The sequence below is a fragment of the Micromonospora sp. NPDC049151 genome, assembly GCF_040648395.1.
Lineage (GTDB): Bacteria > Actinomycetota > Actinomycetes > Mycobacteriales > Micromonosporaceae > Micromonospora.
Map to the genome: position 1 here is coordinate 45068 of NZ_JBEZDP010000002.1, position 13968 is coordinate 59035.

The window sequence follows — 13968 nt, forward strand, 5'->3', positions numbered from 1 at the left end:
CGGCAGCGGTCAGATGATCAGGTGGGTCCAGTAGGTGAGCCACACCGCGAACAACGCGCCCTGCACCAGCGCCAGCACGGCGGTGAGCCAGCCGTCGAGGCCGCGTCGCCGCGCCCAGCGGGCCAGCACGAACGCCACGGGGAAGGCGGCGAGCAGGTAGCGCAGCAGGCTCTTGTACACCGGCGGCCCCATCGACAGCGGCACCAGCACCATGACGAGCGTGTAGACCAGGTACGGCCAGTCGGCGCGGCGGCGCAGCCCGACGACCGCCACCGCCACCGTCGCCACGGCGATCCAGACCCGCAGCGCGTCGGCCGAGTTGCCGCCGGTCAGCGCGGACGCGGCGGTCGTGATCGGGTTCTGCAGCCGGATCCCCCAGCCGGTCTCCTGGGCGTGCTGGTAGGCGAACCAGTCGCCGCTCTGCCACCGGCAGAACGCCATGAACGTCAGCCAGCCCGCCGGGACCAGCAGCAGCGGCCAGCCCTGCCGCACCAGGCGCGGCCACCGCCGGGGACCGGCCCGCCACCCGTGCTCGCGCAGCAGCACCAGCGCCAGCGGCACCACCACGAGGAAACCGACCGAGCGGCTCATCGCCAGGAAGTAGCCGACGACGCCGACGAGCAGCCAGCGGCCTCGCTCGGCGTACCAGAAGGCGGCCAGCGCGAGGCAGACGAACAGCGACTCGGTGAGCGCCGCCTGGAACAGGAACGCCGTCGGCAGGAGCAGCAGGTACCGGACCGCCCGCCGCCCGCCGGCCGGTCCCGCGCCGCCGAGCAGCCGGCCCCCCAGCCGGTACGCGTAGTAGAGCTGGACCACCAGCGCCACGTTGCTCACCAGCAGCAGCGCCCAGGCGGTGTGCCCGCCGAGCAGCGGCGCGAGCGGCCGCGCCAGGAACGGGTAGAGCAGCGGGAAGCCGAAGTCCGGCCACGGCCGGTCCAGCGGCAGGCGGGCCAGGTGCTCGTAGAGGAACGAGTCCCAGGCGAACCAGAGCGAGAACCAGCGGTGGGACGAGATCGCGTCCTGCTGGGCACGCATCGCGGTCTCGGCGGGCGGTGGCGCGCCCGGCACCCCGTCCCACGCGGCGAGCACCAGCACGCCGATCAGACTGAGCACGAGCTTCGACCCGGCGAAGACGGCGAGCACGAACCCCCACGGCTCCGGCAGCCGGCGGGCGACTGCCGCTGCCCGCGACCACCATCGGGTACGCCCCGCGCGTGTGCCGCCACCGGCCGCGCGGTCGGGCCCGTCGGCTCGGTGGTCGGCGACCTGGTCCGGTTCGTGGTCTCCATCGACGTCGGCGCGTGCCGAGACGCCGGGGTCGGCCGCTCGGTCCGGCCGGGCTGTGCCGCCGGGCCGGGCCGGGCCGCCGGGGTCGGCGGCACGATCGGGTCCGGCCGTGCCGCCGGGCTCGGCCCGCCCTTCGTCCGCCATCGCGCTCCCGCCGTCCGGCCCTCGGGCCGGCTCGCCCGGCCGCAAAACCCGGTGCGCGTTCCCCGTCCGGACCGGCTCACACCCGCCGGACCGGCGGGAACCGGCAGGTGAGGACGCCGCCAGGGCGGGTAAGCGCGCTGCCGCATCGGCGGGCGAGGGGGCGCGTACGGCATGGGCGACGGCGACGGGACCGTGATCATCGGGGCGGGGCCGGCCGGGCTGACCGCCGCGTACGAGCTGCTGCGGCACGGCGAGCCGGTCCGGGTCTACGAGGCCGACGACGTGGTGGGCGGGATCAGCCGGACGGTGGAGCGTGACGGCTGGCGCTTCGACATCGGCGGGCACCGCTTCTTCACCAAGGTGTCCCGGGTCGAGGACTTCTGGCACGAGATCCTGCCCGACGAGGACTTCCTGCTCCGGCCGCGGATGAGCCGGATCTACTACCGGGGCGCGCTGTTCGACTACCCGCTCAGCGCCGGCAACGCGCTGCGCAACCTCGGCCTGCTGGAGGCGGTGCGCTGTCTGGGCTCGTACGGCCGGGCCCGGCTGCGCCCGCCGAAGGACCAGTCGCACTTCGAGGGGTGGGTGTCGGCGCGGTTCGGCTGGCGGCTCTACTCGATCTTCTTCAAGACGTACACGGAGAAGGTCTGGGGGATGCCGGCGGACCGGTTGCAGGCCGACTGGGCCGCCCAGCGGATCAAGAACCTGTCGCTGGCCACGGCGATGCGCAACGCGCTGCTGCCCCGCCGCAACCGCACAGACGTGACGAGCCTGATCGAGGAGTTCCAGTACCCGAAGCACGGCCCGGGGATGATGTGGGAGCGCTGTGCCGAGGAGGTCACCGCGCGGGGCGGCACCGTGCGTACCGGCGCCTTGGTGACCGAGGTGCACCGGGATCCGGCCGCGCGGCGGGCCACCGCCGTGACGGTGGCCGGCGCGGGCGGGGAGCGCACCGAGCCGGCCGACCACGTGATCTCCTCGATGCCGATCTCCGCGCTGGTGCGGGCGATGCGCCCGGAGGCGCCGCCCGAGGTGCGGGCCGCCGCCGACGACCTGCGGTACCGGGACTTCCTGACCGTGGCGCTCGTGGTGCCCGAGGAGTTCTCGTTCCCGGACAACTGGATCTACGTGCACGACCCGGCCGCCCGGGTGGGCCGGATCCAGAACTTCGGCTCGTGGTCGCCGTACCTGGTCAAGGACGGGCGGACCTGCCTGGGGCTGGAGTACTTCGTCTTCGAGGGCGACGAGATGTGGCGGACGCCGGACGCGGAGCTCGTCGCGTTCGCCACCGCCGAGCTGGAACGCCTCGGCCTGGTGAAGTCCGGGTGCGTCGAGGCGGGCCACGTGGTCCGGATGCCGAAGGCGTACCCGGTCTACGACGAGCGGTACCAGCGCAACGTCGACGTGATCCGGGACTGGCTGGCCGCGAACGTGCCGAACGTGCACCCGGTCGGGCGCAACGGCATGCACCGGTACAACAACGCCGACCACTCGATGCTGACGGCGATGCTGACCGCGGAGAACATCGCGCACGGCGCGGGCCACGACGTCTGGACCGTCAACGTCGAGCAGGACTACCACGAGCAGCGCAGCCCGTCGCGGCACGGTACCGGCCGGGACGCGCCGGTCGTCCCGGCCCGGCGGTGAGGCCCGGCGCGTGAGGGTGGTCATAACCCCTGGACGAGCGCCGCCGCGGTGCTGCTAGCCTTCTGGGCAGGTCATGAGCGCCAGCGCGAAGCCCCGGCTCGCTGGCCGGCAACCCTCCTCCGCGGTGGGGTGCCCCGGGTGAAGACCAGGCACCGGCAGCCGCCGGTGCAAGCGTGGCCTGGCACCCAGGTCAGCAACAGACCAGGGAGACCGATGTCCGCACCACCCTCCACCCCATCCGGCGACGTCGCCGCGTACCCGGCCCGCTTCGCGCTGGTCAAGCGCCGCCACGTCGACCTGATGCGGGTGTGCAGCGACGGCTGTCGCCTCGCGCGCTGAGCGAGCGCCACCCCTCCTTTCCCCGATCCACCTTCTCCGGCCCGGCCGTCCGTCCGGCGGGCCGGCGTCGACGCGCACCCCGCGCGTCCGTCCACTCTGGAGAGACATCGTGCGTTTCCGTACCGTCCTGACCCGTGCCGCCGCCGTCGGCGCGGCCGCCCTGCTCGCCGTCACCGCGCTCACCGCCTGCGGCGACGACACCGACGCGGCCGACAACCCGTACGGCCTGCTCCAGCCCGGCGTGATCCGCGCCGGCACGCTCACCGACGCCCCGCCGAACGTCTTTTTGAAGGACGGCGAGTTCACCGGCTTCGACAACGAGCTGCTGCGCGCCGTGGCCGCCAAGATCGGCCTGAAGGTGGAGTTCGTCGGCACCGACTTCTCCGGCCTGCTCGCGCAGGTCAACAGCGGCAAGTTCGACGTGGGCAGCTCCTCGATCACGATCACCGAGGCGCGGAAGAAGACCGTCGACTTCGGCAACGGCTACGACTTCGGCTACTTCGGCCTGGACGTGCCCGCCGGCTCCCCGATCACCGGCTTCGACCAGCTCGCCGGCAAGCGGGTGGTGGTGGTCCAGGGCACCGTGCAGGACGACTACGCCACCAAGCAGAACCTCGACCCGGTGCGGGTGCCCGACTACAACAGCGCGATCAACCAGCTCAAGGCCGGCACCGCTGACGCCTGGATCGCCCCGGCCGAGATCGGCGACAAGTCCGCCGCCGACAGCAACGGCAAGATCAAGGTCGCGGCGAAGCAGCTCAGCCCCACCCCGACCGCGTACGCGGTGGCGAAGGGCGACGACAAGCTGCGCGAGGCGCTCAACAAGGGCCTGGACGAGGTGATCGCCGACGGCACGTGGAGCCGCCTGCAGGCCGAGTACTACCCGGGGCGGCCGGTGCCGGCCGACTTCAAGCCGGGCAGCGGGTCGGTGGCAGTGCCGTCGCCGACGGCCGCCTCCTGAACCGGTAACCGAGCACGAGCAGGGCGGACGGAGCGGACATGGATCCACTGAGCACGCTGTGGGAGACGTTCTTCGACTGGGACTCGATGCGCGAGGCGCTGCCCGAGATGCTCACCGTCGGGCTGCCCAACACGCTCACCCTGGCGGTCTCCGCCGCCCTGCTCGGCTCGGTGCTGGGCATGCTGCTGGCCGTCGCCGGCATCTCGCGTACCCGATGGTTGCGGTGGCCGGCGCGGGTCTACACCGACGTGTTCCGCGGCCTGCCGGCCGCGGCGACCATCCTGCTCATCGGCGTGGGCCTGGCGCCGCTCGGCATGCAGGTGTGGGGCCCGAACCCCTATCCGCTGGGCGTGCTGGCGCTGTCGCTGATCGCCTCGGCCTACCTGGGCGAGATCTTCCGGGCCGGCATCCTGAGCGTGGAGGCCGCCCAGTTGGAGGGCGCGCGGGCGCTCGGCTTCTCCTGGGGCGAGGCGATGCGCCTGGTGATCATCCCGCAGGGCGTACGCCGGGTCCTGCCCGCCTGGGTCAACCAGCTCATCGCGCTGATCAAGGACTCCAGCCTGGTCTACTTCCTCGGCCTGCTGGCCAGCCAGCGGGAGCTGTTCCGGATCGGGCAGGACTACGCGGCGAACACCGGCAACCAGTCCGCGCTGCTGCTGGCTGGTCTGTTCTACCTGGTGCTGACCGTGCCGCTGACCCACGCGGTCAACTGGCTGGACCGGCGCCTGCGGCAGGGCCGCCCGGCCGCGCCGCCCGAGCCGGAGCCCGACGCCGAGCCGGCCGACCTGACCCCGTCCGGAAAGGACCCGCGATGACCACCGCCACCACGACCTCGGTCAGCCTGGCCGTCCGCGACGTGCACCTGGCCTTCGGCGCGCACCGGGTGCTGCGCGGCGCGGACCTGGACGTGGCCCGGGGCCGGGCGGCCTGCGTGATCGGCCCGTCCGGCTCCGGCAAGTCGACGCTGCTGCGCACCATCAACCGGCTGATCGAGCCGGACCGGGGCGACGTGCTGCTGGACGGGCGCAGCGTGCTGCGCGACGACCCGGACGCGCTGCGCCAGCGCATCGGCATGGTGTTCCAGCAGTTCAACCTGTTCCCGCACCTGAGCGTGCTGCGCAACATCACGCTGGCGCTGCGCAAGCTCAAGAAGCTGAGCGAGGACGAGGCGGTGGCGCTCGCCCGCGCCCAGCTCGACCTGGTCGGCCTGGCCGGCAAGGCGGACGCGCGGCCGGCGCAGCTCTCCGGCGGCCAGCAGCAGCGCGTCGCCATCGCGCGGGCGCTGGCGCTGCGCCCGCAGGTGATGCTCTTCGACGAGGCGACCAGCGCGCTGGACCCGGAACTGGTGAAGGGCGTGCTCGCGGTGATGGCGGACCTGGCCGCCGCCGGGATGACCATGGTCGTGGTGACGCACGAGATGGGGTTCGCGCGCAGCGTCGCCGACACTGTGGCGTTCATGGACGCGGGAGTGGTGCTTGAGGCCGGGCCGCCGGAGGCGGTGTTCGACGCGCCGGAGCATCCCCGGCTGCGGCGCTTCCTGTCCCAGGTGCTCTGACATCCCCGGTGCGGTGCGCCGCGCCCGGACGCGCCCTCAGCCCTTCACCGCGCCGATCAGCACGCCCTTGACGAAGTGCCGCTGGATGAACGGATAGACGGCGACGATCGGCGCGACGGTCAGCACCACCACCGCCATCTTGACCGCCTCGGTCGGTGGCATGGTCACCCCGCTGCTCCCACCGGAGGTGTGCGGAGCCTGCCCGGCCAGCAGGTAGCTCTGCAGCACCCGCTGGATCGGGTACATGTCGTTGCTGTCGATGAACAGCAGCGCGTCGAACCAGACGTTCCAGTAGCTGACCGCGTAGAACAGGCCGACCACGGCGATCACCGCGCGGGACAGCGGCAGCACGATGCGCGCGAGCGTCCGGAAGTCGCTCGCGCCGTCGATGCGGGCGCTGTCCAGCAGCTCCGACGGGATGCCCTGGAAGAACCCGCGCACCACGACCAGGTTGAACACGCTGATCGCCGGCGGCAGGACCAGCGCCCAGATGGTGTCCTTCAGCCCCAGCCCGGTGACCACCAGGTAGCGCGGCACCAGCGGCGGGTAGACCAGGAACGGGATCAGGAAGTACGCCAGCAGCCAGCGGTGGCCCAGCGAGCCCGGCCGGGACAGCCCATACGCGGCGAGCACTGTGACGGTCAGCGCGATGGCGGTGCCGAAGACGGTGACCAGCGTGCTGATCCACAGGGCCCGGGTGACAGCGCCGCCGGCGAAGATCGTCTCGTACGCGGACGTGTCGACGCCCCTGGGCACGACCACCAGGCCGCCGGCCCGCGCGATGGTCTCCCGGGAGGAGAGGCTGGTCACCAGGATCACCCAGAGCGGGAACAGCACGCCCGCCACCAGCAGGGTGAGCATGGCGGCCTTGAGCCCCTGGCCGAGGGGGGTGGGCGGTTCCTGCCACACCGGCCGGCGCTGTCGGTCGCCGGCGACCCGGCGGATGAGCGTGGTCACTTCGAGTAGATCCCTCGTTCGCCGAGCATGTGCGCCACGCGGTTGGCGGCCAGGATCAGCACCAGCCCGATGACGGCCTTGAACAGTCCGGCGGCCGCGCCGTAGCCGTAGTTCCCGGTGGCGATGGAGAAGTGGTAGACGAAGGTGTCGAGCACCTCGGCGGCCTGCCGGCCGACGGCGTCGCGTTGCAGGAGGAACTGCTCGAAGCCGACGGAGAGCGCGTCACCCAGGCGCAGGATGAGCAGCAGCACGATCACCGGCCGCAGGCCGGGCAGCGTGATGTGCCACAGCCGCCGCCACCGGCCGGCACCGTCCGCGGCGGCGGCCTCGTAGAGGTTCTGGTCGATGGTGGACAGCGCGGCCAGGAAGACGATCGTGCCCCAGCCGACGTCCTTCCACACCGCCTCGACGGTGACCAGGACGATGAACGTGTCCGGGTTGGTCATCACGTTCCACGGCTGCGTCCCGGCCTCGCGCATGGTCTGCGCGAGCAGCCCGGCGCCGCCGAGCATCGCCACGAAGAACGTCACCACCAGCACCCAGCTGAAGAAGTGCGGCAGGTAGACGATGGTCTGGATCAGTCCGCGCAGCCGGCTGGACAGCAGGTTGTGCAGCGCGATCGCCAGCAGGATCGGCAGCGGGAAGAAGAACACCAGCTGGAACGCGGTGATCGCCAGCGTGTTGCGGAACGCGTCCCAGAACGCCGGGTCGTCGAAGAGCAGCTGGAACTGCCCGAAGCCGATCCAGTCGCTGTGCAGGAACGCCTGCCACGGGTTGTCGCCCAGGTAGGGGTTGTAGTCCTGGAAGGCGATCACGTTGCCGGCGATCGGCAGGTAGCTGAAGATCAGCAGGATGAGGAAGCCGGGCGCCACCATGGCGAGCAGTTGCCAGTCCCGGCGCAGCCGGGTGCGCAGCGGCACCCGGCGGCGGGACGGGCGGCGACGGGGCGGGCGGCCCGGTGGGGCCGGCGCGTCCGGCCGGGCCCGCTCGGGCCCGGCCAGGACGGCCGGCTCGTTCACCGGCCCTCCTTCGGCAGCGAGTCGGCGAGCAGCTTTCGGGCCTCCTCGCCGCCGTTCGCCTTCCACTCCTTGACGATGGCGTCCACGTCGCTGAGCGGTCGGCGGCCGCGCAGCACGTCGGTGAACTTGTCCTCGGTGGGCACCTGGTTGGCCTTGTAAGCGGCCGGCATCTCCAGCTTCACGCCCGCCCAGGGGTTGGGCTCCATGTGCTTGACCATCTCGTTGGAGTACGCGAGCACGTCCGGCACGAAGCGCGGGGTGTCCGGGAACGGCCCGATGGTGGGGTTGCGGCCGCTGATGAAGAAGTACTGGTTGGCGATCTCCTTGAACGCCAGGTCGGTCTTGACCGGGCCGTTCGGCGACGGGGTGTGGTGCTTGCCCGCGACCCCGAAGTCCCGCAGCTGGGCCTCCTGGCTGCCCAGTGGCGCGGAGCACCAGTTGATGATCCGCAGCAGCTCCTGGACCCGGTCCTTGCCGAGGCCCTTCTTGACGAACGTGTAGGAGATCGGCTCGTCGTCGCCCCAGACCAGCGGGTCGCCGCCGGTGGCGGAGAAGATCGGCACCGCCTGGATGTTGAGCTTGGGGTTGGTCTTCTGGTGCTCGGCCTGGGCGCCCTGCCAGAAGCCGACGCCGTCCTGGAGGAACACGATCGCGCCGTTCTTGGCGAACAACTGCTTGGCGTCCGCGCCCTTGCTGGCCACAACGTCCGGGTGGACCAGGCCGTCCGCGTAGATCTTGGCCATGACCTCCAGCGCGCGGCGGAACTCCTCGGTCTCGTACTTGAACTCGGGCGTGCCGTCAGACTTGACCCGCCACCCGCCCTTGTGGCCCGGCACCTTGTGGAACATCTGGATCATGGCGAAGACGTCGTTGAACGCCCACACCTTGCGCGCCGGGTCGGTGACCTGCTTGGCCGCGGCGAGCAGGTCGTCCAGGTTCGCCGGCACGGCCAGGCCGCGGGCGTCGAGCACGTCCTTGCGGGTGAACAGCGCCCACGGGAACGGCCCGTCAGTGGGGTTGGGCACGGACATGATCCGCTCGTTCCACACCGCACGCCGCCAGGCCCCGGTGGGGAAGCTCGCCAGCATCGGGTACGCGCCGGCGGCGTCGCCCTTGAGGTGGTCGGTCAGGTCCTCGAAGAGCACCTTGATCGCCTCGGCGAAACGCGGGATCTTCTCCACCTCCCACCCCGGTACGCACAGCAGGTCCGGGACGTCCCGCGCACCGAGCATGGCGTTGAGCTTGTCGGCGTACGTGTTGCCGTCCTGGATGGTGAAGTTGACGGGCGTGCCCAGCTCGGCGTTCACGGCCTGGAGGTAGGCGCTCTGCGCGACTCCGGGCGGTGCCGGGCCCCAGGCCGGCGTCATCGCGGTGACCTGCTTGCCGCTGGTGCCGGGCTTGTCGGTGATGGCGTCGACGAGGCTCGTCGGGTAGCTGGTGTAGCCGTCGGGCACCGGGCGGGTGCCGACGATGTCGGGTTTGATGCCGCCGGGCAGGTCCTTGCGGGTGGGCAGCAGGCCGGAGACGGCGTCGAGGTTCTGGGCGGCGCCGGAGCCGGCCGGCTTCTCCGAGCAGCCGGCGAGCAGCGGGCCGGTGGCGGTGGCGGCCACGCCGAGGCCGACCAGGCCGAGGAAGCGGCGGCGGGAGGAGCCCGGGTCGGGGTGGTGCGCGGTCATCGGTCCCCCTTCGGGAAGGGAAGCACAGCGGATTAGTTCGTATGGATGGTCAACAAACTAATCACGACCGTGAGCTTGCACAAGGGCGGACCGGATCGACACGGCGGTCAGGCCGGGCAGCGGTCGGACAACGCGTACCGGGTGAGGACCACGTCGCCGATCTGGCGCACCTCGACCACCCGGGCCCGGCGCCCCGCGTGCCACGGGAAGCGGCCGTCCCCGACGAAGCGCGGCGCCCGCCTGTCCCCCACGAAGAACGGCGCCACCACCAGGTGCAACTCGTCGGCCAGGCCGGCGGTCAGGAACTGGCGGTGCACCATGCCGCCGCCCTCCACCATCAGGCGCGTCACCCCACGCCCGGCCAGGTCGGCCACCACCGCCTCCGGGGTGGCCGGATCCCCCGCGTCGACCACCGTCGACACGGCGCCCACCTGCTCGCGGGCCTTGTCCACCACGCCGCTCGGGCAGTAGACCAGCTTGAGCCCGTCACCGGTGGTGAAGAACCGGGCACCCGGATCGAGGTCACCGCTGCCGGTGACAGTCACCTTCACCGGCGACGGCGGCAACCCGCGCGCCACCCGCTCGGCCCGCCGTTGCTCGCTGCGCACCAGCAGGCGGGGGTCGTCGCGGCGCACGGTGGCCGCGCCCACCAGGATCGCGTCGCACCCGGCCCGGGTCGCGTCGACCCGGTCCAGGTCGTCGTCGTTCGACAGCAGCAGCCGCTCGGCGCTGGCGTCGTCGATGTAGCCGTCGATCGACATCGCGCAGCTGAGCAGCACGTACGGGCGGGTGGTCACGGCACGAACGGCAGGTCGAGGGCGTGGTCGGCGCGGGTCACCTTGGCCGCCAGGTAGCCGGCGTTGGCCGGGGACAGGTGCACGCCGGTGGACACCCGGTCGGCCACCGTCACGCCGAGGCGTTCGAGCTGGGCCGCCTTGTCCGGGTTGTTGCTGAGCAGGGCCACCCGGTCCACGCCCAGCGCGGCGAGCATCTGCGCGGCCACCGTGTAGTCGCGCTCGTCCGCGCCGCGCCCGAGCGCGAGGTTCGCCTCGTACGTGTCGAGGCCGTCGTCCTGCAGGGCGTACGCGTCGAGCTTGGCGTACAGGCCGATGCCGCGCCCCTCCTGCCGCAGGTAGAGCAGGTAGCCACCGGCCTCGGCGATGCGCTGCACCGCCTCGCGCAACTGCGGCCCGCAGTCGCAGCGCTGACTGCCGAACACGTCCCCGGTGAGGCACTCGCTGTGCGGGCGGACCAGCGGCGGGTCGACCTCGGTGTGCTCACCGAGCCCGAACGCCAGGTGCTCGCGTCCGTCGACGAGACCGTGGAAGGTGTGCACGCGGGCCGTGGTCACGTAGCCGTCGGGGAACCGGAGCGGAACCGTCACGCGGGTCCGGACCGTCGCGGTGGGCAGCGTTTCGTCCATGGTTCTCCTGTCGTCCGGTCGCCGGGCGGACCCGGCGACGCACACCTCGCTCCCCCACCGTAGGCGGGATCACCGACAGTTGCCGGGCTCGCGCCGGGGCATCCGCCGTGCCAGCAGCACCGCGGCGCCCGGCAGGCTGGCCACCAGGACCAGCGCGCCGTACACAGTGCCGGTCGCCACACCCTGCGCGGCGGTCAGCCCGGCCGAGGCGAACGCCCACGCGGCCACCCCCTCGCGCGGCCCGAAACCACCCACGTTCAGCGGCACCGCCATCGCCATCAGGGCCAGCAGCGTCAGCGGCAGCAGATGCGACAGCGGGGCGTCCGCGCCGGCCGTGCGGGCGGCCACCACGAACGTGGCCAGGTGACCGGCGAACACCACTGTCGAGGCGACCACCACACCGGCCCACGTCCGGCGGCCCAGCACCCCGGAGCGGACGTCGGCGACAGCGGTCCGGGCCGCCCGGGCGAGGCGGGACGCGCCGGAGCGGGGCACCGCGCGGGCGGCGAGCACCAGCGCCAGCGCGACCACGGCGAGCACGGCGGCCAGCGCGGGCAGGTACCGGCGTACCGGCGACGGGAACGCGGCGAGCAGCGCCACCGCGATCACCACCTGCACCACCTGCCCGGCGGTGCGCTCCCAGACCACCGCCCGCACGCCCCGGGCCACGTCCCCGGCGTCGCGGCCGTGCCGTACCGCCCGGTGCACGTCGCCGAGCACGCCACCGGGCAGCGTGGAGTTCAGGAAGACGGCCCGGTAGCAGTGCGCCACCGCCGCGCGCATCGGCAGCCGTACGCCCAGCCCGCCGGCGACCAGCGACCAGCGCCAGGCGCAGCAGACGGTGGTGATCACGCCGATGCCGAGCGCGGCGGCCAGCGCGGGCGCGTCGATCAGGCGCAGCCCGGCCAGGAACGGGCCGGTGCCCACCGACGCGACGAGCACGGCGAGCACGGCGAGCCCGAGCAGCGGACGTACCCAGGCTCCGTTGGGCCGGGACCGGCGCGGCCGGGCCGGTACGGATGCGACGGCCGGTACGGGCCCGGCGACGGCGACGTGTGACAAACGGTCCTCCCTTGTTCCCACCGGTTGTCACGTGCCGACGGCCGGTACGGTTCAGCCGGCGAGCAGGTCGGCGTGGTGCAGCACCACTCCGAGCCGTCCGGCGGCGGCCTCGGCGAGCCGCCACCTGTGATACGTCGCGGCGGGCCCGGACAGATGCGGTAGTTCCTCGACGGCCGCCTCGACCCAGCCGGTGAGCCACTCGGCGGCCAGTTCCGCCTGCTCCGGGCCGAGCCGCCACGGGGTCGGCCGCACGAGCGTGTCGACGCCGTGCCGGCGGAACGCGGCCACCGTGACGTCCACCGCGTCCGGGCCGAGCAGGACCCGGCCGTCGACGGTACGGCGTTGGTGGGCGTTGAACGCTGCGGTCAGCTCGGCGTCCAGCGGGTCCGGCGGGCTGAACTCGACCCGGCCGGTCACGGTGAGCGCGAACAGCGTCGGGTGGCCGGCGCAGGCCGCCGCCATCCGTTCGACCTCCTCGGCGGTGAGCATGTCCAGCAGCGCGGACGCGGTGACCAGATGGGCGTCGGCGAGGTCGGCGGCGGTCAGCCGGGTGACGTCGGAGCCGCGCGTGGTCACCGTGACCTCGGCGCCGTCGGCGGCGGTGAGCCGTCCGGCCCGGGCCAGCGCGAGCAGGTCCGCGTCGCGTTCGTGCAGCACCCAGTGTTGCGGGCCGGGTAGCCGGGGCGCGAGCCAGCGGGCCATCGAGCCGGTGCCGCTGCCCAGGTCGTGCACGACGAGCGGGCGGCCGGCGGGCAGCCGGTCGCGGACCGCCTCGGCCAGCTCGGCGCTGCGGGCCGCCGCGTCGGCGGGCTCGCGCAGTCGCAGCCAGTCCGCGAAGCCGGGCGGGAGTGAGGTGGTCATGCCGCGGTCGCCTCCTTCAGTGCCGTCGCCAGCCGGTCCACGGTGACCGGCCAGCCGGTGAGGGTGTGCCGCCGCTGCCGGGCGGCGTGGCGCAGCCGGTCCCGCAGGCCGGCGTCGGTGAGCCAGCGCCGCAGCGCCGCGGCGGTCGCACCAGGATCGTCCGGCGGCACCAGCAGGCCGGGCCGGTCGCCGCCGGGGGCGTGCCCGAGCGTGTCCGGCAGGCCGCCGGTGTCGCTGGCCAGCACCGGTACGCCACGGGCCAGCGCCTCGGTGACCACCATCCCGTACGTCTCCCGCCGGGAGGGCGCAACCAGCAGATCCGCGGCGGCGTACGTGGCGGCCAGGTCCGTGCCGGTGCGCGGTCCGGTCAGCCGGACCCGGCCGCCGAGACCTGTGGCGTCGAGGCGCCCGCGCAACCCGTCGGCGAACGCGCGGTCCCGGTCCAGCGGGCCCACCCAGTCGCAGGTCCAGTCCAGGTCCGACACCTCGGCGAGCGCGGCGGCCAGCACGTCGTGCCCCTTGACCCCGGTGACGGCGGCGACGCAGAGCAGCCGTCCCCCGCCGGGTGTGCCGGTGGCGACGGGCGCCGGGTCGACGCCGGGCGGCGCGACGGTCACCAGCCGCGGTGGCAGCGCGTAGCGGTCGAGCAGGCGACGCCGCGTCCACTCGCTGGTGGCGACCACGGCGGTGGCCGCCGCCAGCGACCGCGCCTCCGTCTCGCCCTCGATCGGCAGGTGCACCAGTACGACCAGGCGCAGCCGCGCGGCGTGCGGGGCGAGCACATCCGGCACGGTCGAGGCGACCAAGCCGTCGAGCAGCACCGGCACGCCGTCGGGCAGCCCGCCGAGCAGCCCGGCCAGGTCGGCGCGCTCCGCCGGCCCCGGGTGTGGCCAGCCGCCTGGCACCTGGTGCTCCCGTACCGTCCAGCCGCGGGCGGCCAGGCCCCGGCAGACCCTGCGGTCGTAGGCGTTGCCGCCGCTGGGGTCCGCCGGGTCGTCGATGTCGCCCGGAAGCACCACGTGGACGACTGTCATCCG

14 protein-coding genes and 1 riboswitch are annotated in these 13968 nt (G+C 73.2%); of the genes, 5 read left to right on the forward strand and 9 right to left on the reverse strand.

The features are described 5' to 3' along the window. Nucleotides 1–9: 9 nt before the first annotated feature. The gene (locus tag AB0B20_RS03215; RefSeq protein ID WP_357467649.1) at nt 10–1431 is read right to left on the reverse strand and encodes a hypothetical protein; all 1422 of its coding nucleotides are present in this window, start codon (nt 1429–1431) and stop codon (nt 10–12) included. Between the two features lie 171 nt (nt 1432–1602). Between AB0B20_RS03215 and AB0B20_RS03220 the strand changes: the two genes are divergently transcribed. The 5 genes from AB0B20_RS03220 to AB0B20_RS03240 all read left to right on the forward strand — a co-directional run bounded on the left by AB0B20_RS03220 (nt 1603) and on the right by AB0B20_RS03240 (nt 5933). Next, complete coding sequence (locus AB0B20_RS03220) at nt 1603–3078, forward strand: NAD(P)/FAD-dependent oxidoreductase (protein WP_357467652.1); 1476 nt, start codon at nt 1603–1605, stop codon at nt 3076–3078. Between the two features lie 69 nt (nt 3079–3147). Then, nucleotides 3148–3258, forward strand: a riboswitch (SAM riboswitch). A 33-nt stretch (nt 3259–3291) separates the two neighbouring features. Then, on the forward strand, nt 3292–3417 hold the full coding sequence (locus AB0B20_RS03225; protein WP_357383095.1) for a hypothetical protein: 126 nt from the start codon (nt 3292–3294) through the stop codon (nt 3415–3417). Nucleotides 3418–3526: 109 nt separating this feature from the next. Beyond that, nucleotides 3527–4378 carry an ABC transporter substrate-binding protein gene (locus AB0B20_RS03230; protein ID WP_357467656.1) on the forward strand — a complete coding sequence of 284 codons (852 nt, stop codon included), beginning with the start codon at nt 3527–3529 and terminating at the stop codon, nt 4376–4378. A gap of 38 nt (nt 4379–4416) precedes the next feature. Next, entirely contained in the window at nt 4417–5193 is a 777-nt protein-coding gene (locus AB0B20_RS03235; RefSeq protein WP_357467660.1) for an amino acid ABC transporter permease, read from the forward strand. After that, nucleotides 5190–5933 carry an amino acid ABC transporter ATP-binding protein gene (locus AB0B20_RS03240; protein WP_357383089.1) on the forward strand — a complete coding sequence of 248 codons (744 nt, stop codon included), beginning with the start codon at nt 5190–5192 and terminating at the stop codon, nt 5931–5933. Before AB0B20_RS03235 ends, AB0B20_RS03240 begins: the two co-directional genes overlap by 4 nt. A 36-nt stretch (nt 5934–5969) precedes the next feature. Here AB0B20_RS03240 and AB0B20_RS03245 read toward each other — a convergent pair whose 3' ends face one another. The 8 genes from AB0B20_RS03245 to AB0B20_RS03280 all read right to left on the reverse strand — a co-directional run bounded on the left by AB0B20_RS03245 (nt 5970) and on the right by AB0B20_RS03280 (nt 13965). Next, nucleotides 5970–6890, reverse strand: a complete 921-nt coding sequence (locus AB0B20_RS03245; RefSeq protein ID WP_357467664.1) for a carbohydrate ABC transporter permease — start codon at nt 6888–6890, stop codon at nt 5970–5972. Next, entirely contained in the window at nt 6887–7909 is a 1023-nt protein-coding gene (locus AB0B20_RS03250; RefSeq protein ID WP_357467667.1) for an ABC transporter permease subunit, read from the reverse strand. Before AB0B20_RS03250 ends, AB0B20_RS03245 begins: the two co-directional genes overlap by 4 nt. Further along, on the reverse strand, nt 7906–9585 hold the full coding sequence (locus tag AB0B20_RS03255) for an extracellular solute-binding protein (RefSeq protein ID WP_357467670.1): 1680 nt from the start codon (nt 9583–9585) through the stop codon (nt 7906–7908). Before AB0B20_RS03255 ends, AB0B20_RS03250 begins: the two co-directional genes overlap by 4 nt. Before the next feature lie 107 nt (nt 9586–9692). Continuing rightward, nucleotides 9693–10382 (reverse strand): RibD family protein, encoded by a 690-nt coding sequence (locus tag AB0B20_RS03260; RefSeq protein ID WP_357383081.1) that lies wholly within the window; start codon nt 10380–10382, stop codon nt 9693–9695. Further along, nucleotides 10379–11008: a GTP cyclohydrolase II gene (gene ribA / locus AB0B20_RS03265; protein ID WP_357467673.1), complete on the reverse strand. Its 630-nt coding sequence runs from the start codon at nt 11006–11008 to the stop codon at nt 10379–10381. The genes AB0B20_RS03260 and ribA overlap by 4 nt, the downstream gene beginning before the upstream one ends. Before the next feature lie 69 nt (nt 11009–11077). Next, nucleotides 11078–11974: a lysylphosphatidylglycerol synthase transmembrane domain-containing protein gene (locus AB0B20_RS03270; protein WP_357383228.1), complete on the reverse strand. Its 897-nt coding sequence runs from the start codon at nt 11972–11974 to the stop codon at nt 11078–11080. A 147-nt stretch (nt 11975–12121) separates the two neighbouring features. Then, on the reverse strand, nt 12122–12931 hold the full coding sequence (locus AB0B20_RS03275) for a class I SAM-dependent methyltransferase (RefSeq protein ID WP_357467676.1): 810 nt from the start codon (nt 12929–12931) through the stop codon (nt 12122–12124). Then, on the reverse strand, nt 12928–13965 hold the full coding sequence (locus tag AB0B20_RS03280) for a glycosyltransferase family 4 protein (RefSeq protein ID WP_357467679.1): 1038 nt from the start codon (nt 13963–13965) through the stop codon (nt 12928–12930). Before AB0B20_RS03280 ends, AB0B20_RS03275 begins: the two co-directional genes overlap by 4 nt. Nucleotides 13966–13968: the final 3 nt, after the last annotated feature.